Source organism: Ruminococcus sp. SR1/5 (genome assembly GCF_000209835.1).
GTDB lineage: Bacteria > Bacillota > Clostridia > Lachnospirales > Lachnospiraceae > Blautia_A > Blautia_A fusiformis.
The window spans coordinates 1,665,962-1,689,440 of sequence record NC_021014.1 but is presented as its reverse complement, the minus strand read 5'-3'; the positions used below and the strand labels follow the sequence as shown (position 1 = coordinate 1,689,440).

Genomic DNA, 23,479 nt, shown 5'->3' with positions numbered 1-23,479 from the left:
TCGTATATAATTATTCGCATTCTTCCAGGTTCTGTTTCAGTATCTTTCCTACGTCCAAAACATGCGCTTCTGCTTCTATATCCTCCACATTGTCTGTTATTGTTGTCGTATACATGATCGCTTTTCCTCCACTTACATTACAATCATATAAAGCTACCATTAACAAGTCCTGAAACTGTTCCTGTGGAAACTGAAAGGATGGACAGTCTGCATTTTTTATCTTCTCTTCCAGCTCTTTGTTATGCTCTGCGTCCGGTTTGCTTGCATAATATGTCAGATTTTTATGGATCTCCCGGGGCAGCAGTTGCAAATTCTCCGCACGGTTGCACTCTTTTCCTTCACTTGGCTTATACTGGTTCTTTTTTCTGATGTGGTGGATCTCATTATCTTCAGAACCAAACTCATTTTCACAGAAACAGTCGCTCATTACCCGATACATGGTAACGTGCTTATTGTGCTTCTGTCCTGCAACTTTGTACTCATAATACCAGTCCTGTCCCGTCCGACTGCCATCTTTATTCTTTGTCCCTGTATACCTGTGGTTTGATTTCACTACTTTGATCTTACTGCCATATGCAGAGAACAAATAACCTTTATTAGACATAAACCAGTATGCCGGGTATGGCTCCTTGCACTGGACGATCTGCTCTCCTTCCTGCATAACATAATTAAATGTATTCTCCATCAGATCATCAAATTTTTTGCTGTATTCTTCTCTGGTATATTTTTTGTATTTTCTCATTTTCATTTACTCCTTTTTATCCTTTTACTCATAAAATAAGAGCACCTGTAGCTGATACAGATGCCCTCGTGTTTCTATCTTTATCTGAATTTCTTAAATTCTTTTGCAAGTTCTTTGTCGTGTTTATCAAGCTCCCCACGGATAACCTTCTTTAGCTCCGACATATCATTTACATCCACACCATTTATCACGAACTGATAATCATTATTCATGGTAACTTCCTGTCTGGCTGGTGTTTCTTTTACGCTTGGAGTTCCTGCTTTCTGCATAACCTCTGTAAACTCCTGCATGGTCGCTGTTGTTGGCTTCAGAAGCTTTGTGAAATCCTGTGTAAGCACCGTTTCTCCCGGTTTGGCTCCAATGAATCCCGTATCACCATTTTTCATGATCGCATCTCCCAGAAGCGTTCCCATAGTTGCCGGGATCAGGTTTCGGATCACTCCACCCTTGGAGAATCCAAATGTCTGAAGCTTCTTGACCATAGCGTTCTTCTTTTTAGTATCCCACTTGCTTACATTTTTAGCGTCCTTGTACCCCAGAATTGAAGCTGCCTTTATAATGTTTGCATTGCTGGCTTTCTTACCTTTTTTGCAAAGTGCTTCACAATCGGATCTTTGATCTTCTCGATCTCTGCGTCACCGCCTATATAGGCTGGCAATGCCTTATACCATTTCTTCAGCTCTGCTTCTTTCTTGGTGTTCGCCTTTACGGTATTGGCGTTCTGTCCGGTTGACATGTTCAGGACACGGTTTTTCTCTTCTGTGGTAAGAGTATATTTCTTACTCTTGGCTGTACTGTTCACGATCTTGGAGTTTTTTGTTGCATCCTTCAGTACAGACACATTTAAGCTTACAGCTTTGCAATATCCGCCAGCTCCCTGAACTTTGATTACTGTTTTCCCGGTCTTTAATCCCTTCAGGGTAATGCGGTCTGCTGTCTGTGTGATTTTCACGATTCCTTTTGCAGATGCCGTACAGGTGAAATTCTTATTGACTGCGCTTGCCGGGCTGAAGCTTACCTTTACCGTTGCTGTCTTTCCCACGTTCACAACAACAGATTTCGGACTTAATGAAAGTTTCTTCAGGGTTTTATCCTGTGCATCTGTGGCAGCATTTCGTATTACCTTGTCCGCAGATGTACTTCCGGTCCCTGTAGAGCCAGAAACCTTTGTGTCTTTGATTCCTGTTACTGCTTTGTCAGCTTTCTTCTTATCCGTCTGTTCGTTCTTCAGGTTTGAATCCTTGATGTTACTCTTGAACTGATCCGAAACTTTTAAACCTGTGTCTGCAATGATCTGGTTGATCTCTGCATAAGCATCCTTATATTTCTGCTTTGTGGTTTTCAGCATCTCTTCAATAACAGCGGTCTGCATCTGAGAGTTGGATTTCACCGCATTTAAGGTACTGTCCAGTGCTTTGTCAGCCTGATCGGTAAGGTTATCATAGCCCTTGGATATCAGATCAATTTCATGATCGTGTTTGGTATCTTCCAGATCTTCCTCTTTTTCTGCAAGATCCGCCTTTAACTGTTCCAGCTTGGCCTTGGCAGCAGCATTTGTGGTTCCTTCCAGAGCTGCAATCTGCGCTTTGATTGCATTGATATCCTTATTTTACTTTTAATAGTCTTGTCAAACTGGTAGTAATCTTCCTTAGCATCTTTCGCTTTCTGCCGTATATCAACGTTCTCTTTCAGAAGATCGTTCTCTTTTGAAACCTGATCCTCGTACATTTCCAGCATTTCCTGATTGTAGCTGTAAATTGCCTGAGAAGATTCTTTGATTCCATCTTTATACTGTTTCTGGTATTCCTTCAGCTGTTCCTTGGTAAGATTTCCTGCATTATATTCTTGCTGTGCATTCTTCAGCTGTGCCCTGTAGTCTGCAATTTTCTGCTGTTCTGCGTTCAGTCCCTTATTGATAAGAGCAATGTTCGCAGCTCCCTGCTTAGTCAGTTCACCAGCATCTAAGAAGAAAGTATCTGAATCCAGCATATCTTTTAAGGTGTCGCAGTCGTCAATCAGTTCATCCAGAGAATCAATGGTATCATCAAACGGTTTGAACCGGATCTCCACGGCTGATTTCTTCAGTTCTGCATTGGCTTTACCCAGATCAAGGATCTTCTGTGTATATCCATTGATCTCGTCCAGCTTATCATTATATTCCGGTGAACCATAAGAGAGTGTTTTCAGCTTTGCCATAGCAATCTTTTTCTGGTTCTGCAATGCCAAAATGGTCTGGTCATTGGTTTTCGCTGCCTGAGCATAATCATTTACTGTCAGATTTCCATACTTGCCGCCCTTGTAATTGGTAGCTTCTTTATAATCCCGGAACGAAGAGAGATTGTCGGATCTGCCCTGATACATTGCAGTTTTATATTCCGCAGCTTTTTCTTTCAGCTCATACATGGTATTGGAAAGCTCTTTTGCAGATTGCTTACAACTATATAGTTCATCCCGGAGATCATTGTATCCAGCCAGAGCCTTTTTATAAAGTTCATGTCCTTCCCCGTATTTCTTACGGATCTTCTCCATCTGTGCCCGGTACGCTACCATCTCTTTTTTCCAGAAGTGCTGCCTGAGCTTCTTGTGCTTTTCTCTGGCTGTTTACGTCCTTGTAGTATTTACTGCCGGGAGCCTGTGATTCCCCGTTCTCTTCCCGGTACTTCAGTCTGCTTTCGATCACAGAGCTGCTTGTGGAATACACTTTTTTCAGATCATCAAAGCGGTCTGTAATGTTATCCAGCTTCTGCTGATCTACTTCCTTCTCTTTCTTCTTCAGTTTTTCCAGCTCAGATTCACATTCATGAATCTTATCATACCATTTCTGATAAGCTTCCACCTTGGATTTCGTATCTTCATCCAAAAGGTCAATGTTAATTTCTCCGCCCTGAACCTTCTTTCTGAGATCCTGTGAAAGTCCGATCATATCTGCATAAGCTTCCGCCTGATATTTATAATATCCTTGCGCCTGTTGGTATCCACCCTTCAGCTTGGAAAGATCCGCAATCTCTTTATCCAGATACTTGTTTTTGTTTTCATAGCTGGAATAATTTTCTGCTTTTGCTTCGTTCAGATCTATGGAATTGTTATATTTTGTCGTGAATCGTTCAAACCAATCCACTGCATTTTTCCATGGATCTTCCCATGATTCCACTTTTTCTGCTGCATCCGTAACACTTTTTGCCGCACTGGAACTGTCTTTTGCAGCCTGTGCAACTGCTTTATCCGTATTTGAAGGTGATTTTGAACCACTGTAAGTCGTATGCTTCGATGCAATACTGGCCTGTTTTACAGGGATTCCACCTCTGACCATAGCCGATCCGCTTGCCTGTGCCAGACCTCTGCTGTTTATAAATCCACGATCCAATAAAGCTTCCGTCTGAAGATGATTGAATACAATGCTTCCTGCCGGGATATTTACAAACTCTGCTCCGTTATCACCTACGGTATTCCATGTACCAGTTGCAGGATTGACTACAATCTCACGTCCCAGCTCACCTACCAGAGTAGTTCCACCTGTTTTCGTAGCCCAGTTACCACTTGCCTGTGCATGGCCTGAGAGGTGATTGTATTGTGCTGATCCTGCTGCATGAGCGGTTCCACGGACATGAGCGGTACCATTTGCACTGTTACCTCCTGATTTTGGTGGTGTTGTATTTGTCCAGTTTACGGTTCCAGTAGCTGTGAAATGTGTCTTTACTCTGGATGTTTCGTTTCCCCATGATACAAGACCGGAAGAACGGTGTACCTGTGCTGCAAACGCATCTACGGCCCCGGTTTCATTATCCCATGTCACTTTACCAGAAGATTGCTTTTCTTCTGCTGCATAAGCATCCACGACAGAAGAATCCACACCAGCTTTTACCATGATTTCAGGACTTAATGCCTGTAAAGATGCTGAAAGCGTATCTGCGGAAGTGGTATCAATTCCCAGTGTTGCTTTAATCTCAGGACTTAATCCCTGAATCTCACCAACCAGACTGTCCACTTTACCTTGTGCTTCTGAAGTATCTGCACCGACAGAAGCCTGTAGCTCTACACTGTTCTGTGCTTCCTGAAACTGCTGTAATAAAGATAACGCATTTCCAAGCTCCCCATCCACCTGAGAAGTATCTACCGACATAACAGCAGGAGCTTCCAGCATCTGTTTCTGTGTAACACAATACTGAATCACTGCGTTGGCATCATCCACCTGAGAGGAATCCACATCCAGAGTAGTCTTGTAATTCTGCATCTGAGATATGGTATTGTCCAGTGTCTTGACTTTATCCTCCGTGTTCTCAATGTCGGAAACATCAATCTGGATATTCATGTCGGTATCACCAGACATTTCCTCGATCCGTCCCTTGGCTTCCCCGGCTGCAACTGCCATATCACCTAACGTCTTTGTGGCTTCATCCGCCCAGTCAAACTCTCCGCCGAACTCTTCCATCTCACCGAACATAGCCTGAACCATTGGCATAGAAAGATTCAATCCTTCCGCAAAGTCCTCCATGGTTTTCTGGCCTGCAACTTTATATTCGCCACTGGCTTCATCCAGTTCCATCAGTCCAGCCTTGGTAGCTTTTGCACAGAACTCCTGTACATCAAGACCGATCCGGTTGCCGTCCTCGTCATGATTAAAGTAATGTTCAATGGAACTCATATAAGAAGAAACGGCTTCTGCGTCCTGACTATCCACGGCATCAGGAACAATAAAGTCCACTGCTGCCTTATAAGAGTTTGTTCCGATCCTTCCGTAATCCTCAGAATCACTGTTCTTTGTTACGTTATCAATCTTTTCCATAGCTCCCATGGCATCATCGAACATATCACCAGATTCCGAAGCGTTCTGTTTGTCAAGCCAGTTCTGGTAAGCCCCAGTTGCTTCCCTGAGAGATGCAGAGAGCAGATCCAGCTGATTGCACTGGTTTACGATTGCGTCATTATCTGATAAGAGAGCATCAATACTGGACTGGATAGCCTGTGCTTCCTCACCTTTTGCATCGGTTAATCCTCTTAACTGATCCTGAAGCTGTTCGATCTGTGCAATGTTCTGCATGTACTGATTCTGTTTTTCTGCTTTCTGGCTGTTGTTGGTCTGTATCTGTTCCTCTGCCTTGGCTTTCTGTAACTCACGTACTTTCTCTGCGTTCAGTTGTAAGGCTCCGTTATTATATTCCAGAGCGGAAGTATAATCTGCAAGCTCGTCTGAGTTGAAATCATCCAGAGAGATAGATTTTCCTGTGCTTTGTGCATCCAGAACAGATTCTGCTTTCTGGATTCCGATTAATGCATCACTGGCTTTGTCGATCCTTTCACTAATATCCCCAATGGAATCCACTGCTTCATCCAGAGAAGATCCGGTACTGGAAGAGATTACACCCAACTCTGCAAGCATACTGGCAAGATTCGCCACACTGGATGCGGAAGTATCACTGATAACACCTGCATCAAGGGCAGCCTGTACCAGAGCATTGATCTGATCCTCGCCTTCCTGTACTCCGTCTGTCTCAAAAGCATACCGGAAGTCTGTATCGGAGAGGTTTAATTCCTTCAGTGCTTTTGCATTATCCGAGACAGACTTTCCAAACTTACTTGTGTCCGTACCATTTACGGCCTTGGTAAACTTATCATTGGCAATGGCTGTATCATTCAGCTCGTCCCGGATTTCTTTTACCTGATCTGCATAAGCGGACATGCCTGTATTCTTCACCAGATCGTTTACTGTGCTATCCAGTTCTGAGAATTTCTGGGATGCTTCTGTAATCTTACTGTTATCTCCATCAGAAATCGCATTGTTATAGTCCTCAACCGCTTTTGCATAGTCTAAAATCCACTTGGAAGCTTTCTGTTCCATATCACCGGATTTATACAGCTTATCATCGGATATCAGCTCTGCTTCCTGTGCCTGTTTATAAATATCCTGATATTCACTGAGAACATCCTTTGCTTTTGTCAGACCGGATGCTGCATTATTAGCAAGCTGATCGGTTACATCCGTTTCTCCAAACTGATCCTCAATACCGGAAACCTCTGTCATGAAATCATTCAATGCGTCTTTTGCCGTAGAAGCATCCGCATTAAACTGAATATCCATCGTGATTCCGTCTGCACTGTCCAGCTTAAATACATCTTCTCCATAGGTTTCCTGAAGCTTCTTAATGGATTTCTTGATTGCTTCCGATTCCTCTGATCCGTTATCATAGAACCGACCCAAGTATGTATGACGGTTTTTCTCCATCTCTTTCTGGGCTTTGTCAATACCCTTTTATTTTCATTCAAGAAGCTTTGGGACTGTTTTTCGTTCACCTGATCCAGTAATGCGATCTGCTCCGTAAGAGATCCGTTTATCAGATCAAGCCCACTGACCTGATTTCCGTAGGATTCGGATAAAGATTCCTGTATAGATAACAGCTCGCTCTTTGCGTCCGCTGCTTCCTGCTCTGTCAGTGTACCGGATGCAAGGGCTGTCCTTAATTCCTGAATCCTGCTGATATTATCCTGTATGGAAGTCGTGTTCTCTTCCCATGTATTTCCTGCACTTTTCGCAGAGCTTACTGCTTCCTCAATGGATCTTTTATAAGCACTGTAGGCCGTAACTGCTGCGGTAACACCTGCTGCAACCAGAATCAGAGGATTTGCCATCAATGTTGCAAGCATTCCCTCCATAGCACCGGATAATGTAAAGGTACTGGCAGCAGCAGCTTCATTGGCAGTGGTCAGTCCCATTGCAGCAACGGCAGCCTGCGCTTCTGCTTCACTCATTCCCTGATTTACAAGGACTGCTGCCCTCTGTGCTTCTGTTAAAGCCGTACTGGACAGTACCATCCGGGTCTGAGATTCGCTTAGTCCCTGTGTCAGTCCTAACAGCTGTTCAAAAGAATCTGTAGAAATCTCTGTCATTCGGCTGATATCCATAGCCTGTCCCATGTTGGAAAACTCCCGGAACAGATTTATCAGCTGTTGAAATGCGTATACACCGCCAGCAGATGCAAGTCCGGCCAGAGATGCCTGTAAGATATCTGTATTTGCTGCAAAGTCCGCCATTGCTTTTGCCCCATCCAGAAATCCCGAATACATGTTATCTGATACCAGAGAAGTAGACAGATTTTCCAGAGATGCTTTCAGGGCATTGGTCTTGGCTTCCAGAGAGTTTAAATAATTGTCCTGAAACTTCTTCTCTGCGGTTCCTTCTGAATTATAAGCGGTTTCTGTCAGCATTTTTACCTTATCATAGTTATCCAGCATGGCGATCACACTGTTGGCCTGATGGGTTCCGCCAAGAGCTGTACTAACCGCTTTCTGTGTATTCTTATTTAAAGTGTCCCATTTATCTGCCACAGAATCAATGATTGTTTCCGAATCAAGAAACTGATCGTTGTTATCCCTCATGGTAATACCGATCTTATTCAGAACTTTCTCCACATCATTCAGTGCTTCCCCGTTATCATCCACGAATTTTCCTGCTTTGATATTGTTCATTCGAGACAGAATACTCTTTAAGGATGTACCGATAGTTTCATCACTGCCCTGTGTTACATCCTTGATCGTAGCAATAATGGCAGCTGTTTTCTCCAAACTCATGCCAACATTATTCGCCTGTGATGCAACTTTCTGTAAGGAAGTACCGATTCCACCTGCATCCGAAGCACTCTTTAAGTCAATGCTGGTCAGGATATCATTGATCCTGCTGGCCTGATCTGCACCAAGCTTAAATCCATTCAGTGTAGAAGTCAAAACCTGTGCTGCATCTTCTGAACTCATCTGTGCATCCTTAGACAAAACCATGGAATCTTTGATAAGCTGGTTGGTATCTGCCATGGAACGTCCTTGTCTCAGCCATGTATTTGCAGATTCCGCAACATCTGAAGTAATACTTCCGATTTCCTGCCCCAATTCGTTGTAGCTTTGCATCAGATCTTCCGTATAAGTCTTGTCTTTTCCTGTTACCATGGCAAGGTTGGTTTTCAGATCATCAAACTCTTTTACGGTAGAAACTGCTTTTTTTCCTGCATCTACGATCTTATACAGTCCATCTTGCATCATGTTTGCCAGACTGTATGCAGAAAACGCTTCCCGGAAGCTTCCACCTAAAGTCTGAAACACGCTCTGGCCCCGGATTCCTGCTGCATTTACACCATTCAAAGCTTGCTGCATCTGTGCCAAACCAGAGCTGTCTACTTCAGGCACATGGAGCTCCGGTGTTTCGGTTGCTCCGTTTACTGCTGTATCAACATCATTCTGGATATCTCTGGTGTTCACACGAAGATCAATCTCCATATCCTGAATACTTTCTACTGCTGCCCGGATCTGGCTCTCTATTTCTTCCGTATCAATCTTGAAGTGTACCGGAAGATCCATTTCATTCAGTGCAAGGTTCAGATCCTCCTGCAAGGATTCCTTATTTACCTGAAGATTGACTTTTACAGGCTCTTCTCCGGTTGCAAGACTGCTTAATGCTTCCCGGATCTTGGAAACCAGCTGTTCCTCATTGACTTCCATATTTACTTTTAGCGCACCTTCAGCCTGATTTCCTGCATTTTCTACTGCCGACCGGATATCTGAAGAAATCTTATCTGTGTTTACATTTACATCAAGGTCAATGGTCGTCTTAGCTGCTTCGGATGCACCCATAATGTTACTCTGTAGGCTCTCCTTCAGCTTTGCTGCAATCGCTACAACCTGCTCCGCCGCACTGTCTGAGATCCCTGTAAGCTGTTCCGCAGTCATGTTCTGGGCTGTCGTTACCTGTCCCACATCCGCTCTGGCCTGATGCAATACATCAAACGCATGGACGATCTGATCCACCTGATTAGTAATGTTATCTGAAAAATGCTCCGGGAACAAGCTGCTCATTTCTCCCCACAGGGAATCTATGGATATTCCTTTTGAAGCGTCCCGGACAACCTTGCCGATGTTATTCTGAAGCAGTTCCTTGTAGGTATCTTCACCCATGGCTTTCTTCAGTTCATCAGAAACATAGATTTTCTTATCTTTGAAGTAATTAAAAAAGGCATCATAGCTCCCGGTAGCACCCTCCACGATCTTTGCGTTTTTCATGACCGTGTTTACCATGCTGTCCATACCGGAATAAAAGCCTGATGCTTTCCCAAAATCAAAATCCTTACCATTCCATGTCTTTCCCAAACTGGATATCATCTTGTCCATCTGGGATTGCAGCTTACTGATTACATTTTTGTCCGTAATATTAAAAGATCCGGCAAGCTGCTTGGAGATGCCGGATGTATCAATCTTTGTATCTTTTATACCTTTTTCTATACTGGAAGCCATCTTCTTTGCAGAGTCCTGATTCACTTCCACATCTATCTTCAGCTTTCGCTTCTCGTTCAGAAAAGCATTCAGCTTACTCTCTGCTTCCGCCGTATCTAACTCGGCGGTTACTTTCGCTCTAAAATCCTCAGCCATTGTCTTACTCCTTATATAATAAGAAGGACTGCCACCACAGACAGTCCCTCGATCATAAATTTATTATTAATATTCATTATAATTCAATCGTGATTAATCAAGAATTTTTATATCAGATCAATCAGGTTGCAAACACATCTCTTTATATCTTCTTTCTTCTCGTAGTGTTCCTGTTCTTCCAGATCTTTTTCCATATCTGCAACATCCAGATTGTAACTCAGTCCATCCAGAATCTTATATAAAGCATACGCATCCATCTGTTCCGCAAGAACCTTACATACAAGCTTACGGTCTGTCTCCGTAAATTCATTCCAACGGTTCACCATATCCCTAAAGATTTCATCGGTGGCCATCTCAAGATCAAAGTATTTGTCTGCAATTTCATCCATAGTCATTAATTTGTTTGTCATTATTCTATTCTCCTTTAATTCTTATATAAAATCTGTAAAATTATCAGCTAAAGTCTATATAAAAAAATCAGTTCTCAGTCCCAAAATCAGGAAAACCTGCTGCCGAAAGATTCCTGTATGTGCCGGGGAACCTGATCCATCGTCCGTGACCAGAATCCTCCATTACCAAGCAGCCCTCCATCCTCAGCATAGTTATAAATAGTCTGTGTATCTCTTCCAGAAGGAGAATATCTGTGCCCGGTATTCAGCCGGATCTCCCCAGAAGATACAGAACCTCCGCCAGAAAACTCACTCTCAGGAGACATACGCAATGTCCCGGTACGTGTATATCTTCCTTCTGAAGAACTGTAAAACTGATCTATATTCATAAATAAATCATCCATAGAAGCATCAATTACTTCTGCTGTAGCTTCCGCAACCTCCTGTTGAAGTGCCAAAACCAAACCACTCCAAGATGTAAATGTGTTACCCATAGTGGCAATACCTCCAATCATATGTAAAAACAAAAACCTGATCCATTATGCTGCATCACCCGGATCAGAACCAGAAATATCCGTATTATCCTGATTAATAGGTACAATCGTATCTGAAGAAGCTGTAATATCTGAAGGACCCGGATCAGTAGAAGAATCAGACACAGGATCAATAACTGAATCAGGATCTGTAATATCTGTAAAAACCATATCTGAAGAAGAATCAGTCAATCCAGAATCAGCCAGATCAGGACTATCCAAACCAGAATCTACAGTATCTGGATCTGAAGAAAAATCATCTGGATCTGGATCAACCCTAGGAACAAAAGTATTCTCGGGAACCCCACAGATATAAGCACAAACTTTTTTAACCTCATCCTTATTACAATTATAAATGCCACCTGTAAACTCCTTAACCATTTCTATAAAAATTTCTTTGTAGTCAAGTTCATCATTATTAATATGCTGTCTATAAGTACGAGCAATAATACCCAGCATCTCATTATCAGGTATCCTTCCATCAAATCTAAGATCCAATTTCCGTATATCTTTTTCAATCCATTCTGCTGGCCATTCTGGTGCAACAGGCAAGCGCAAGCGCGCAGCGTCAGCGGAGTTACCTGGAGCGTTAGCGACCATATCAAGCGAAGCGTCCGAAGCGTCAGCGTCCATGTTGACCGTAACGGTGTTTCGGCTACCTACGGAGTGGTACTGGTACCGTTCGGTACTATTAATATTATTATTAGTATTATAATTAGTATTAGTATTAGTACCTGTACCGTACTGCCCGTCAGTGCTTGATTCTGGCACGTTTTCATACTCACTTTCGCTCTCATCTGTGACGGTACTGCCATCAGGTTTGTACTCAGTACCGCCTATGATAATGTTAAAGTCAAACACTTCTTTGTACTTGCCTTCCCTGAAGTTTTTCAATGCGGCACTGACGGTACTCTTACTACAGTGTACCGCTGATGCGACCTTACTTTGCGAGATGCCCGGGTTATCACGTACTAATTCAATGATTGCCTTGGTACGTTCTGTATTTTCTCCGAAACCTCTGGATCTTCTCTTCTGTGATGAATCAATCGTTTCCAGAAGAGTTTCCCCGATTAATAGCATAAGCTCATCATCTGTGATAGGCTTCTGATCTAAACCATAATCTATGATTGCCTCATAATAATCTGCTGCCATTTTATCTCCGTACTTCTCACGGATTCTTTTACCTTGTGTACGGTATGTGTTAAAAAATGTGAAGCATTTGCTTCTATCAAACTGTCTGGTTTTACTCATAATGATTCTTTCCTCCGACTCTCTTTTTATTCCTACTTATTCCGTATATTATCTTTGTTTTTGATATGTTCATTTAACGCAGCACATAATTCCGGTGTTGCTTCAAATATGAACACATTCAGGTTTGGCATACATCTGTTTGGCCTTATATTTATGACCGGGAACCCTTCATTCCTTAACATCCACGCAATCCTCTGGCTACGTACTGCCTTTGTTTTGCATTGAGTTTTCTGCTCTTTCTGATTCTTCATTACTTCTTACCTCTGCTTTCTGATTATTTCATTTTTTCAGCTTTTTCATGTCATTCTGCACTAATGTCAGGATGTAATCCTTTAATGTCATGTTGCGTAATGCAGAAAACATCTTGATTTCTCTGTGGAGATCTTGGTCAACCTCTATAGAGATTCTTCTTTTCTTACTCTCTTCTGCCATGATTTTCACTCTCCTTTCTGCACATATTGTTCTAATCTATAATAAAAGTTATTTCCCTCATATAGCACACGTTACTGCATTGCCCGAAAAGCCTTATTTTATCAGTGTTTCAGGCCAATATTTTTTTGAATTCGTGCATTTTTGCACATATGAACTTTTGCTTCCCTCATATACCACACGAATTTATAGCTGCAAAAAAGCCAGTAACCATAAGGGTTAAATGAAGAAAAAATATTGAGAGCGTGTAAATTCCGCCGGGAAATCAAAAGATATTTCCCTCATATACCGGACTAAATCTCATGTCCATTTTTCCGTATAAACTAAGAGCTTTCTCACAATTATTTTTTGATTTAACGCATTTTTCCCGGAAAAAAGTTTTTTCTCTCATATAGCGGAGTAAATTGCACTTCTGATTTTTCCTTATTCTACAATGCTTTTCTGAGGATATTTTTCCAAATATTCTTACTTTTTCTGGTTCAGAAGTTCACCATCCCTCATATACCACACGCTAAACGATTACCGATTTTCATTGTAATATAAGGGATTTCTGCTGATTTTTTTCTTGAATTTCCGTAAATCTGATTTCAAAAGTTATTTCCCTCATATAGCACACGAATTTGCAGCTCAAATTTTTGGTGTTTTATATGGGATTTTTAACGATATTTTTTTGAATTTCTTACTTTTTTGACCACAAAAGTTCATTCCCTCATATAGCGGACGAATTTACATCTGTAATATTCCGTATAAACAAAGGACTTTCTGCTGATTTTTTCTTGAATTTCTGCATTTTTTATCCACCCTAACTCCCTGGCACACACTCCCAACTCGCCCTCCGCAGCGTCGACCTCACCCGTCACCGTGGCCTTCAGAGCGTCTGACAGCCCGTACAGGGCACTCTGTACACTTCTCCGAACAAGTCACCATACAGCACCTCTAATCCGTTTCTGATCGAATACGTAGCCTAGAAGCCTATAGTTCATTCCAATCATAAAGTCACTGAAAAATTCGATCTCAGTCTTTTATATAGGAAGATTCTCTGCTTTCTGACGGTCACGATCTGTTGATGCAGCCAGTACCAGCCACATAAATTCCAGTCCATGTCAGGCTCTTTCTCCGGTCACAGTGGACTTTTGACGGACCGAGTAACGCTATTACTCTAACTGCTGCGCCTTTCCTGAATCAGACCTGCTCCTGATACTCTACTTACCCGGCACATTTGCTTACCCCGATCTGTGGACTGTAGCTCACCTGATAGCTCCGTAATCTATCCTAACTGATCCGGCGGAGAAGTTATCGTCTGACAGTGAACCCGGCTTACAGGTCTATAGGACGCTCACAGGGCAGCACTTATTTACAGATCAGAAAACACTGCTGCACTCTCAAAATTTTTCTGCTCGTTTTTTTGAATCTAGTTTCTTCCTATATAATGTAATCATTCTGTAAAGTTGGAAGTGCCCCCGGGACGGTCGGACATAAAAAAAGAACGTACAAGATCTGTGTCTCTCATACGTTCTGTGCTACATTAAAATCATTTTTTCGTCTTTTCTTCAGATTCTGCTTCGCGTATTTTAGCAAGTGCCTTTTCTCTTGCTTTTTCTTTTGCAATCCTCTCGTTCCGCTTCTTTATGAACTCTATTATTTCTTCATCGTCAGCATATGCCTCTTCAATCTGAGTTCTCAGTTGCTCCATCTTTTCTTTATATTCCTGCATTAATATCATTTTCTGAAGCATCTGTCTGAAGTAATTGAGCAATATCAACTTTTCCACAGGGGCCAGCTTTTGACTATATTCTTTCAGATCCAGGCATCTTCTTCGTACTGACTGATAAATGGATTCCACCACAACTCTGCGGAACTTTCTTTGCAACTGCCACTTTTTGTTAGCGTTCTTCTTAAAGGTCATGATATAATCCATGTTAATCTCTATCCGGTTATATCTTCTAACTCCATACAAGTCTTTCTCTTCAATGAATCTGTCCGTGATTGCATCTGTGATTTCAAAATATAGCCCTCTCTTAATTGCCTGAATCTCAGATCTACACTCATACTCTCGTAAACATTCTCCCATGTATTCCTGATAAATCGGCATCAATTCATTGGCTGGCATCAGAATCGTGTTCTGGCTATTCAAATGTCTGAGTATTCCTTTAGGTAATGTATTCTTCTCACAGCCAAGAAGTCTGCATAATCTTGTAACTGTTGCTGATCTCGCTGCACTCAGACAGATATCCTGAAAAAGATTCTTTATCTTATTAACTCTAGGGTTCCAGAAATCACCATAAAATACTTCTGAGAAATATCCGTATATGTCGAATCCAAACTCTTTATACAGCAGAGCATTTGATACGTAGATTTCATTCATGATTCCTCGTTCAAAATAATAATTCCGCTGCACACCTCCTACCAGAATGCACTTGAAAAGATACTCAAATTCATCCAGTGGGAAACTGCTCTCTGTGCCATTATTTTTTCTTCCATCTGAGATTACAGGTTCTTTCAGTTGTTCCGTAAAGATGTAACTCTTCTTAGGTTTGTGTGTCTTTTTGTTCTCTGGATGATAAAATTTATAGGATTCTTCTAAGACTTTAATCTGCTTTATCTTCTGTGCTCCCGAAGATACATTCCATCCAAGTTTTCTGCAAATTTCCTGATATGTATACTCATGATTTAACTCCAACATATTTTTCCCCTATTTTTGTATGAATTGTATATGTATATACGTTCGCAAGCTCACTCTCCATTTCGCAGCAAGCTGCTCAATAATTGCATTAATTATACTATTAAATTTATGTATAATGTATATCAAAGATTTCCAAAATTGTCAACTTCATGCCCTATATAATAACCTATATCTATATATGGGCATGATTCTGACAAAATTGGAAAGTTGAAATATTGCGTTCTCTTATTGAAAAATCGACATAACGTATAGTAATCTCTAGTGTATATTGGAACTATATGTTCCCGCCCACATTCTGTCCCACAACATATCCCCCAGTTTTTCTAATACTCTTCAGAATCTTCTTGACTTCTTTCTTGAACTCCTTAGCCTTCGGTTTCCGGGACTGCATGAGAACTTCGTAAAGGCCATCTTCGGTAAGAAACCAGTATTCCTGATTCGGTTTTAACAACGTCCGCTCATTAAGCGGAGGATTCGTAATTTTTATTTTTTCATCATTATCTACTGCTCTTAACATTGTAGTTACATCTTTATGTTCAATCCACTCTGCAACATCTCGTGCCAGGAACAGCGGATCTTCTGGTGTACCGAATACACGGATGCGCTTATCAAGGAAGGACTGCTCGGTGATGAGAGTGAGAGATCACTTACCTTGAATCGGGGTGAGTGGTTTTATAGCATTGAACAATACTCACAGGGGGTGTCCATTTCAGTGACCCCTACAATCTTAAAAACATTTGGTCATTGAATTGATGACCGAACGTTTCGTTACGTCAGGTTTGTCACACATATCCTATATAAAAAATGCTAGTATAATCTAATCCGGTGAATCGCCAGGACAGCTTAATACAAATATGGGGTAAGCATCTGGGATTCCATCTCATTTAATAGCATTGAACATTCCTTCCAGTTGGTTTATAATATAGTCATAAGCACACAAGGAGGTGTTACCATGTCAGAAAAAGATAAAATCATACAACTGCTGGATTATGTTCCTGAATACAAACTTGGCTATGTTCTGGCTTATGTTCAAGGTATTACTGCTGATGAAGATTCCGATGACGCATACTGCCGTAACCTTTACGAAGATTATCTGAATGATCCTGACCCAACAAAAGATGAAGAATACTCTCTTGAACAGTGCAAAAAAGAATGGGGGATTGGTTGATGTATAAAATCGTCCTCAAGAAAAAAGCTAAGAAATTCATTGACAAGCTTCCTCTCAATGAGAAAAAGCGCATTGTGGCAGCCATTGAAAAGCTCCCGGAAGGTGAAGATATCAAGAAACTGCAAGGCTATGATAACGTCCTGCGTCTCAGAGTTGGCACATACCGTATTATTTACACTGTAGATAATGGCAAGCTTATTATTACTGTTATTGATGCAGGAAACAGGGGACAAATATACAAAAGACTATAACCAGTGCTGGATTATGGATGAATGGATATAATGGATGGGGCGTCTGATAGACGTTCCATTTTTTTGTATACTGAAAGTTTATGGGGATAAAATTTTATCCTCTAAAATCTGATGGTTCTGTATGCTTTCAGCTTTCATTTTAGGATCTTCATTTTCAGGTCAGTATAAAAACATACCACATTCAGGCAATACCGGAAATAACAAGCCCCTTCTAAGTTGAAAGCACCCCTGTCACCTGCTGCCCCTCTCCCCTCCTGCTGATCTGGTTCCGTCTGATCCGGTTCCGGTTCTCTTGCTGATCTCTGATCTTTCTTAAATAAAATCATCTCAGGCAGTCCCACAGCTATAAAATAAAGCGTTTCTGTCCTTCAGTCCGTCCCCCTGTAAAAGCTCTGTATTTCCTGCAACTGTAGCCCCAACCACTGATAAACAAGCCTTTTCTTGCTCTTCCTTCTCTGCTGTGATCTCTGTACCTGCTGCCTGATTCTATACCGGAAAAGCACTTGTTTTCCTGCTGTTCTGTATTGCGTCTATAGTGCTGCTCTATAGTGAGTATATCAAGCTGTAATGGCTCTGAGATCATCCGGCCTGTACTTGTTCGACTGCATCCGGTAACGTCCGTTCCTGCTCTATCAGCTCTCATAAAGTCCTTAACTGTGGGGGTAAGTCTGATCTGCTGCACCTATAATCTGGTGGCCTGCTCCGGTGGCTCTCCTGCTGCCTGATCTGGTGTCCTGTGTATGATCTGCTGCAAGCTCCCTGTACCTGCTGCAAGCTTTCTTTGTATCTGGTTCCGGTCTGCTGTAGCTCTCTGGCTTCTCTTCTTTCTTCTTTGCTTCTTCTGCTGTCTGTTGGCTTCTCTGTGCTCTCTGATCCTCTCAAAGCTCTTTAAGCCTTATATGTTATGCTCTTTTAGATATAAGCTTGTGACCTTCTCTATAGCTCTGATCCCTGTGATCTTGTGGCCTGTATTCCTCATACTATCCCTGTGCTTTCTGTGGCTCCTGTGGTTTGTTGTCAACTTTGCCAACTTCGTTATATTCTTAACAGTGTATAGAAACATCTTACAAGCCTTGTGCTTTTCTCAGTCTGGAAGTGTAACCTGCTGCCGATCCAAAACCAAACCGGAACACAAACCACACCAGAGATCAGGAACGCAGCCAGACACAACCAAACGGAATACAACGAACTAAAAAAGGAGGATCACTGCTGACCCTCCTGTTTCTATTACTCTGCCGTTATGTAATTAACTGCTTTTTCTGCCTTGCTGCTTGCTGATACTATAAACTTGTTGTCATTCCTGAGAACCTTCAACCAACTCTGGATATATGCTGCACTGTTACGGAATGTCTTAGGCGTTTCAATTCCTAACATATTCATGAGGGACGCGCTTCCGATCTCTGCAACCAACTCTTCCTTGCTGTAAGTCTCTGATCCGAAAGCTGCAACGGCTCCGGTCTGTAATCTGTTTAATCTGTTCTTGTGTCCGGTGCTGTGTGTCAGCTCATGAAATGTTGTGCTGTAATATTCGTTGATGTTCTTATACTGCTGTTTCATTGGGACCACAACTCTGTCAAATGACGGGCTGTAATATGCCTGATTGCTTGCACACTCTTCGAAATCAATGTTTTCTCTTTTCACATAATCAGCTATTACTCTGTCCGCTTCTTCGATCGGTTTCACCTCTTCAAAAGGTTTCGCTAGTGGCTCAACACCTTCAACTTGTGAAATATGAAATACGTTGTAATATCTCAGCATTGGAATCTTCCTGATCTCTTTTTCTCCGGTGTCTTTGTCTGTCTCTTCTTTTTCTAATATCTTCCAGAAAACAACGATCTCTGATTTTTCACCTTTACGAACATGTCCGCCAAGATCAGCCCACTGTTTAAATGTTGCATACTCTCCGGTATGAAGCAGAAGCATCTGATTGATAAGGCTGTAAGGTTTCTTGCTGATCCGGTTAAATGCTCCGGTCTGTGTTCCTGTCCATGGCTTCTCCCATGGAATGTTACCTTTTTCAAGCTCTGCAATAATTCTTGCTGTTACCATTTCATAAACATTTGCTTTTCCTGCTGCCATAATCTTTTTCCTCCATATAGAAAGTGTTTTCTTTTTGTGTTCCGTGTTGCTTTGTTTTTCTCTTGTGTTTCTTTGTTCTGTTTGATTATGGCTTTATTATATATCATCTTGTACAAGATGTAAATTGTTATTCTTGTACAAGATTTCAAGGTTGAATTTATATATCTTGTACAAGATTGTGTATTCCCTCATTATGTGATACAATGCTTACATATATTTATGGAGGTGACAACATATGAAAGATCCGGAAAAAGCTTTTGATGCAACACAGTATAAGAATCAATTTCAAAAAGAAAATACGATAGAATTATTGTAAATGTGCCAAAAGGTCAAAAAGATGTAATCCAAACATATGCTAAAGAGCAAGGATATAATAGCCTTAACGCTTTTGTCGTAGATTGCATAAATTCTAAAATGAACAATTAACTTCTTAATATATGGAGGCAGGCTTCGAGCCTGTCTTTTTTTGCGCTTGTGCATCTTGTACAAGATTTGTCTTTGTTTTCTTTTTAATCTTGTACAAGATTCCGTCTTTACTTCTTGTACAAGATGTAATATACTTAACTCATCAAATGAAACACAGCAACAAAGAAAGCAGGAAAGACCGGATAAAGCGATAAGGCTATACACGAGTGACATGGCGGTCAAGCTGACACAGGTCAGACAGAGTGTATGAAGGATAAACATAATCCGGCAAAACAGTTGAAGAAAGCAGGAACGGCAGGACAAGAAAGCACAGTGTTCATACTACAGGAAGAAAATGAACAGGTTGAGCCAATCAACACTTTACTCCTAAACCAAGAAGCCGTTAAGCGGAAGAATCAACGAGCGAGAGGACACAGTACTTTGTTGTTGGGTATCATTTGAGCAACCGGATAGCCGAAAGCTTCCAATACTTGAATCCATATACCTGTGATGCTTCGCAGTGGTCAAGCAAATAGTCAGGAAGATGATTCAAGGGTTGTAACATAAGAGATCAATTCACAGGAGGATAAACATATGTGTAGAACGATTAACGAACTTGAGAAGGTTGTAGCAGATTACAGAGGACTGAAAGCTATGAAAGAACAGCTTGACGAAGAATTAAAAGCTGTGGAACGTGAGATCATCGGTTATCTGGATTCCAATGAGAAGCTTTCCGAAACTGGTAACGACTTCACAGTAAAGATTTCCACCTGTGAACGCCGTACCGTTGACACCAAGCGACTTGAAGCGGATCTCGGCAGCCTTGCAGAGTATCAGAGAGTTAGCCAGTACCGCAGATTATACGTTAAATAAAGTGCTGATCCTTCCGGTGGAGGTTAACCGGAGAAAGGACAACACGATGTTAAACATCTTTAAGCGCAAGAACAAACCAGATCACAATAAACAGTCTGCTGAGATCAGAACGATTCATAAGGATATGAAGGCAGCTGCGGACCAGTACGAAGCAACTCGGCAGCAGTTACTGAAAAATCTGGAACTGATTAATACAATCTTATAAAAGTGGTCACAGCCACTATAAACAGGGCTTTAAGCTGTGAGCGTTGACCGTCACAACGGCGGTCAGGTAGTCAGAGAACAAGGAGGACAAGAGCATGTTATACAGAGTATCTTTTAACGCTTCCAATGCCAGTTATTCCAGATGCTTTACAGACAGATCGGAAGCTGAGAAGTTTTACAATGATCTCCTTCATTCCGGTATCTACAGGAACATTTCTTTTCAGGAAGGATGATCTTACCGCTGACCTATCGGCGTTACGGGGGCTTCTATCAAATTGTTTATTGCTGTGCTATCGGCATGACGGGCAAAGCTATATTTTTCCTTTGATTTTCAAGGGGGTAAAATTTTACCCTCTTGAGGATCACAAGAAAATCACATCATTTCACAGGAGGACAAAACCATGAAACACACTGATCCACAGCCACTTATGACTTATAGCCAGTGGTGCACAATCTTTAAGCACCGTCTGAAAAAGTACATACGAAGAAAGCTGTACAACGGCTTACAGTGGCTGCTGTTCATCCTTTTCATGGTCGGGATTCCTTATGGAATGATCGTACACTGGCTGTTTTTCGGCTATTAATTACAGATCAAGGAGGTTTTCACCATGACACACGGCACAAGAATAGACATTGATTCCACAAAAGAGGTACTGACACTGTGGATCAGAGAGGGACACATCACACCACTGACAGCTTTCAACCGTTTCTGGGGCTACACATTCCATATGCTGTCAGAGAAGGAGATCACCAGCAAAGAGTGTAATCAGGTACAGTTGGAGTACCTTCAAGAGATCATCGACCACTTTCTCCCTAGCACCACATATCCGCAGGATATTATTCCAACACTGGAAGCTATGGAGCCACTGCACAGATGGGACACTCTGTTGAATTTTATCTTCAATGAGACACCTGTGCAATACGACATTGAAGATCAGGAAGGAGAACACAGATCATGAAGATCAACATTCAGGCAACCGTTACATTTTACAAGGTGATCGTTCTCTCTGTAAGCTTATGCGAATCAGAGATTATGAACGAACGGCACTTTGCAGATTATGTAAGTGCAGCAGCTTATAAGGCAGCAGTCACCAAGAACGGACTTGTTGCAGTTATTGTGGAGGTGTAGATCATGAGCTGGATGTATTACAACAAAGAAACTGAAGAAACCTGTCTCCGTGGCTACATTTCAGAGCTTTCCTGCTTCCATGCTGTAGTCATGGCGGAGCAAACATGGAAGATTATCAGTAAGACCAGTACAAAGTCCGGCAGCAGCAAGACCAGACAGAAACAGTTCTTTGAGGATCTTACTACTCTTCTGAATGCTCAGGAGGAAAAGCGTCCGGTTATGGAACATCAGAACGACTATATCCTGCACATTGAGCTTTCCGCAGACGAAACCAATGCAGTTATCAGCTTGCAGAGAAAAGGCAACTATGAATTTGTTTTCAGGAATGAGATCATTTCTCTTAAGAAAATCGGCAATCAGAATAAATAATCAGGAGGTACTACACTATGAGTTGGAAACACTATAATACAGAAACTAAGAAAATCGAGGTTGTAAGAACTCTTGTCGGTGACATGGAGCAATTCGGGGCAATCGTTATGGCGGAAGATACATGGAATGTAATCTTGCAGGTCTCAGAACGTGTGCCATGGAGTAGACAGTCACGCATGAACACATTCATTGATGATCTTCTTTTGGTACTGGAACGCAAAGAAAACGAAACCGGAGATCCTTTTATCAGCAGACCATACAAATATATTATTCACATTGCACTTGATCCTGACGCTCAGAAAGATACTGCTCTTATCAGTGTTCAGAGAAAAAGCACCTATGAGTTTGTATGCAAAGATATCAGCATCCCATTGAAAGAATTATAATCTTCTCTCCTGCTGCCGGGTTCACTCTCTGGCAGCAGGATTTCCAAGGCAATAGAATCTATCAGAAAGGCGGTATCAATTATGAGGAACTACATACTTGCGGAAAACAGACCTTATACAGCTTGTCCCATCTGGAAAAAAGATCTCAGAAAGCTGATGATTGATTTCTGTATACCGGAGCCAACCATTGACCAGATCATTTCTCAGGCTGAACAGGAAGCGAAGCCAACAGAAACAGCTCGACAGGTTTATAACCGTGCATGGCATAAATTCCGTAAACATCTGCTGACAAATTAGTAGTAAAAGTAAGGTAGTATGCAAAAAGTAGTAAAACCATTACCATTTCAGGCTCCAAGGCAGTCTTATTACAGTGTCATTTTAAGGGAGCCTTAAATTTACTACAGGAAGGGAACATCATGAACAGATATTTTGGTTACGCAAGAATCAGCACACCACAACAAAGCATTGAAAGGCAGATCAGGAATATCCTTGCTGCATATCCACAGTCTGAGATCATCCGAGAAGTTTTTACCGGAACGAAATTTCAGGGACGAAGAGAATTTGAAAAGCTCCTGAAAAAGCTCAACGCAGGTGATACCATTATCTTTGATTCTGTTTCCAGAATGTCCCGTGATGCAGAAGAAGGTTTTACCATGTATGAGGATCTTTTCAGCAAAGGAATTAATCTTGTATTCCTGAAGGAACCACACATAAACACTGAAACCTATAAAAGTGCGCTGCAAGGTGGCATCCCAGCCACAGGCACAGATATTGACTGTATTCTGGAAGGGATCAATAAATATTTGCTCCTGCTTGCCAAAGAACAGATCAGGCTCGCCTTTGAACAGTCAGAAAAAGAAGTTCAGGATCTCAGGCAACGTACCAAAGAAGGAATGCAGACCGCAAGGCTTTCCGGTAAACAGATCGGACAGGCTTCCGGTACAAAGCTTGTAACGAAGAAATCTATAGCAGCAAAAGAAATCATCCTGAAGCATAACAAAACGTTCGGCGGATCACTCAATGATCTGGAAACCATTACTCAGGCTGGGATCACAAGAAAGACATTCTATAAATATAAGAAGGAACTGCTCTCTGAGATGATCGAGCAAACGAATCAGCGTTGAATGTTTTGCTGCAATCCGTTATAATGAGAACAGGGACATGACTTATTAAGAAGGGAGTG

At 41.7% G+C, this 23,479-nt stretch carries 23 protein-coding genes; 11 read left to right on the top strand and 12 right to left on the bottom strand.

Going from position 1 to position 23,479, the window contains the following annotated elements; genetic code table 11:
* Positions 1-10: 10 nt before the first annotated feature.
* The 11 genes from CK1_RS08625 to CK1_RS08575 form a co-directional block, all read right to left on the bottom strand.
* Complete coding sequence (locus CK1_RS08625) at positions 11-742, bottom strand: HNH endonuclease (protein ID WP_015525880.1); 732 nt, start codon at positions 740-742, stop codon at positions 11-13.
* 80 nt (positions 743-822) lie between these two features.
* The gene (locus tag CK1_RS08620; protein WP_015525879.1) at positions 823-1,224 is read right to left on the bottom strand and encodes a hypothetical protein; all 402 of its coding nucleotides are present in this window, start codon (positions 1,222-1,224) and stop codon (positions 823-825) included.
* A gap of 71 nt (positions 1,225-1,295) precedes the next feature.
* On the bottom strand, positions 1,296-2,114 hold the full coding sequence (locus CK1_RS08615; protein WP_015525878.1) for an Ig-like domain-containing protein: 819 nt from the start codon (positions 2,112-2,114) through the stop codon (positions 1,296-1,298).
* A gap of 149 nt (positions 2,115-2,263) precedes the next feature.
* Positions 2,264-3,292 carry a hypothetical protein gene (locus CK1_RS08610; protein ID WP_306288846.1) on the bottom strand — a complete coding sequence of 343 codons (1,029 nt, stop codon included), beginning with the start codon at positions 3,290-3,292 and terminating at the stop codon, positions 2,264-2,266.
* Positions 3,293-6,769: 3,477 nt separating this feature from the next.
* Complete coding sequence (locus CK1_RS08605) at positions 6,770-10,147, bottom strand: phage tail tape measure protein (RefSeq protein ID WP_015525876.1); 3,378 nt, start codon at positions 10,145-10,147, stop codon at positions 6,770-6,772.
* 107 nt (positions 10,148-10,254) lie between these two features.
* Entirely contained in the window at positions 10,255-10,557 is a 303-nt protein-coding gene (locus CK1_RS08600; RefSeq protein ID WP_015525875.1) for a hypothetical protein, read from the bottom strand.
* An 86-nt stretch (positions 10,558-10,643) separates the two neighbouring features.
* Positions 10,644-11,030, bottom strand: a complete 387-nt coding sequence (locus CK1_RS08595; protein WP_015525874.1) for a hypothetical protein — start codon at positions 11,028-11,030, stop codon at positions 10,644-10,646.
* 45 nt (positions 11,031-11,075) lie between these two features.
* Positions 11,076-12,320 (bottom strand): winged helix-turn-helix domain-containing protein, encoded by a 1,245-nt coding sequence (locus CK1_RS08590; RefSeq protein ID WP_015525873.1) that lies wholly within the window; start codon positions 12,318-12,320, stop codon positions 11,076-11,078.
* Between the two features lie 279 nt (positions 12,321-12,599).
* Entirely contained in the window at positions 12,600-12,752 is a 153-nt protein-coding gene (locus CK1_RS08585; protein ID WP_015525871.1) for a hypothetical protein, read from the bottom strand.
* 1,528 nt (positions 12,753-14,280) lie between these two features.
* Positions 14,281-15,114, bottom strand: a complete 834-nt coding sequence (locus CK1_RS08580; protein WP_306288845.1) for a hypothetical protein — start codon at positions 15,112-15,114, stop codon at positions 14,281-14,283.
* Between the two features lie 592 nt (positions 15,115-15,706).
* Positions 15,707-16,033: a BRO-N domain-containing protein gene (locus tag CK1_RS08575; protein WP_306289083.1), complete on the bottom strand. Its 327-nt coding sequence runs from the start codon at positions 16,031-16,033 to the stop codon at positions 15,707-15,709.
* Between the two features lie 351 nt (positions 16,034-16,384).
* Between CK1_RS08575 and CK1_RS08570 the strand changes: the two genes are divergently transcribed.
* Together CK1_RS08570 and CK1_RS08565 are read left to right on the top strand one after the other, a co-directional pair.
* Positions 16,385-16,600: a hypothetical protein gene (locus tag CK1_RS08570; RefSeq protein WP_015525868.1), complete on the top strand. Its 216-nt coding sequence runs from the start codon at positions 16,385-16,387 to the stop codon at positions 16,598-16,600.
* On the top strand, positions 16,600-16,851 hold the full coding sequence (locus tag CK1_RS08565) for a type II toxin-antitoxin system RelE family toxin (RefSeq protein WP_015525867.1): 252 nt from the start codon (positions 16,600-16,602) through the stop codon (positions 16,849-16,851). The genes CK1_RS08570 and CK1_RS08565 overlap by 1 nt, the downstream gene beginning before the upstream one ends.
* Positions 16,852-18,078: 1,227 nt before the next feature.
* Here CK1_RS08565 and CK1_RS08560 read toward each other — a convergent pair.
* Entirely contained in the window at positions 18,079-18,930 is an 852-nt protein-coding gene (locus CK1_RS08560; RefSeq protein WP_015525866.1) for an ArdC family protein, read from the bottom strand.
* A gap of 999 nt (positions 18,931-19,929) precedes the next feature.
* On the opposite strand from CK1_RS08560, the gene CK1_RS08555 reads away from it, so the two are divergent.
* The 9 genes from CK1_RS08555 (at position 19,930) to CK1_RS08515 (ending at position 23,420) form a co-directional block, all read left to right on the top strand.
* Positions 19,930-20,208 carry a hypothetical protein gene (locus CK1_RS08555; protein WP_015525863.1) on the top strand — a complete coding sequence of 93 codons (279 nt, stop codon included), beginning with the start codon at positions 19,930-19,932 and terminating at the stop codon, positions 20,206-20,208.
* A gap of 299 nt (positions 20,209-20,507) precedes the next feature.
* Positions 20,508-20,645 carry a hypothetical protein gene (locus tag CK1_RS08550; RefSeq protein WP_015525862.1) on the top strand — a complete coding sequence of 46 codons (138 nt, stop codon included), beginning with the start codon at positions 20,508-20,510 and terminating at the stop codon, positions 20,643-20,645.
* 168 nt (positions 20,646-20,813) lie between these two features.
* Positions 20,814-20,996: a hypothetical protein gene (locus CK1_RS08545; protein ID WP_015525861.1), complete on the top strand. Its 183-nt coding sequence runs from the start codon at positions 20,814-20,816 to the stop codon at positions 20,994-20,996.
* 24 nt (positions 20,997-21,020) lie between these two features.
* Positions 21,021-21,371 (top strand): hypothetical protein, encoded by a 351-nt coding sequence (locus CK1_RS08540; RefSeq protein ID WP_015525860.1) that lies wholly within the window; start codon positions 21,021-21,023, stop codon positions 21,369-21,371.
* Entirely contained in the window at positions 21,368-21,541 is a 174-nt protein-coding gene (locus CK1_RS08535) for a hypothetical protein (protein WP_015525859.1), read from the top strand. Before CK1_RS08540 ends, CK1_RS08535 begins: the two co-directional genes overlap by 4 nt.
* Positions 21,542-21,544: 3 nt before the next feature.
* A complete protein-coding gene (locus CK1_RS08530; protein WP_015525858.1) occupies positions 21,545-21,910 on the top strand; it encodes a hypothetical protein in 366 nt (121 codons plus the stop codon).
* 17 nt (positions 21,911-21,927) lie between these two features.
* Complete coding sequence (locus CK1_RS08525) at positions 21,928-22,296, top strand: hypothetical protein (protein ID WP_015525857.1); 369 nt, start codon at positions 21,928-21,930, stop codon at positions 22,294-22,296.
* A gap of 81 nt (positions 22,297-22,377) precedes the next feature.
* Positions 22,378-22,593: a hypothetical protein gene (locus CK1_RS08520; protein WP_015525856.1), complete on the top strand. Its 216-nt coding sequence runs from the start codon at positions 22,378-22,380 to the stop codon at positions 22,591-22,593.
* 119 nt (positions 22,594-22,712) lie between these two features.
* Complete coding sequence (locus CK1_RS08515) at positions 22,713-23,420, top strand: recombinase family protein (RefSeq protein WP_015525855.1); 708 nt, start codon at positions 22,713-22,715, stop codon at positions 23,418-23,420.
* Positions 23,421-23,479: the final 59 nt, after the last annotated feature.

Excerpts from the sequence above, each read along its gene's own strand:
- CK1_RS08560 (WP_015525866.1), bottom strand. The coding sequence starts at position 18,930 with ATGGCAGCAGGAAAAGCAAATGTTTATGAAATGGTAACAGCAAGAATT.
- CK1_RS08535 (WP_015525859.1), top strand. The coding sequence starts at position 21,368 with ATGAAGATCAACATTCAGGCAACCGTTACATTTTACAAGGTGATCGTT.
- CK1_RS08605 (WP_015525876.1), bottom strand. The coding sequence starts at position 10,147 with ATGGCTGAGGATTTTAGAGCGAAAGTAACCGCCGAGTTAGATACGGCG.
- CK1_RS08555 (WP_015525863.1), top strand. The coding sequence starts at position 19,930 with ATGTGTAGAACGATTAACGAACTTGAGAAGGTTGTAGCAGATTACAGA.
- CK1_RS08525 (WP_015525857.1), top strand. The coding sequence starts at position 21,928 with ATGAGTTGGAAACACTATAATACAGAAACTAAGAAAATCGAGGTTGTA.
- CK1_RS08540 (WP_015525860.1), top strand. The coding sequence starts at position 21,021 with ATGACACACGGCACAAGAATAGACATTGATTCCACAAAAGAGGTACTG.
- CK1_RS08595 (WP_015525874.1), bottom strand. The coding sequence starts at position 11,030 with ATGGGTAACACATTTACATCTTGGAGTGGTTTGGTTTTGGCACTTCAA.
- CK1_RS08620 (WP_015525879.1), bottom strand. The coding sequence starts at position 1,224 with ATGGTCAAGAAGCTTCAGACATTTGGATTCTCCAAGGGTGGAGTGATC.
- CK1_RS08615 (WP_015525878.1), bottom strand. The coding sequence starts at position 2,114 with ATGCAGACCGCTGTTATTGAAGAGATGCTGAAAACCACAAAGCAGAAA.
- CK1_RS08625 (WP_015525880.1), bottom strand. The coding sequence starts at position 742 with ATGAGAAAATACAAAAAATATACCAGAGAAGAATACAGCAAAAAATTT.
- CK1_RS08580 (WP_306288845.1), bottom strand. The coding sequence starts at position 15,114 with ATGAATGAAATCTACGTATCAAATGCTCTGCTGTATAAAGAGTTTGGA.
- CK1_RS08600 (WP_015525875.1), bottom strand. The coding sequence starts at position 10,557 with ATGACAAACAAATTAATGACTATGGATGAAATTGCAGACAAATACTTT.
- CK1_RS08520 (WP_015525856.1), top strand. The coding sequence starts at position 22,378 with ATGAGGAACTACATACTTGCGGAAAACAGACCTTATACAGCTTGTCCC.
- CK1_RS08530 (WP_015525858.1), top strand. The coding sequence starts at position 21,545 with ATGAGCTGGATGTATTACAACAAAGAAACTGAAGAAACCTGTCTCCGT.
- CK1_RS08570 (WP_015525868.1), top strand. The coding sequence starts at position 16,385 with ATGTCAGAAAAAGATAAAATCATACAACTGCTGGATTATGTTCCTGAA.
- CK1_RS08550 (WP_015525862.1), top strand. The coding sequence starts at position 20,508 with ATGTTATACAGAGTATCTTTTAACGCTTCCAATGCCAGTTATTCCAGA.
- CK1_RS08545 (WP_015525861.1), top strand. The coding sequence starts at position 20,814 with ATGAAACACACTGATCCACAGCCACTTATGACTTATAGCCAGTGGTGC.
- CK1_RS08515 (WP_015525855.1), top strand. The coding sequence starts at position 22,713 with ATGAACAGATATTTTGGTTACGCAAGAATCAGCACACCACAACAAAGC.
- CK1_RS08565 (WP_015525867.1), top strand. The coding sequence starts at position 16,600 with ATGTATAAAATCGTCCTCAAGAAAAAAGCTAAGAAATTCATTGACAAG.
- CK1_RS08590 (WP_015525873.1), bottom strand. The coding sequence starts at position 12,320 with ATGAGTAAAACCAGACAGTTTGATAGAAGCAAATGCTTCACATTTTTT.
- CK1_RS08585 (WP_015525871.1), bottom strand. The coding sequence starts at position 12,752 with ATGGCAGAAGAGAGTAAGAAAAGAAGAATCTCTATAGAGGTTGACCAA.
- CK1_RS08610 (WP_306288846.1), bottom strand. The coding sequence starts at position 3,292 with ATGGTAGCGTACCGGGCACAGATGGAGAAGATCCGTAAGAAATACGGG.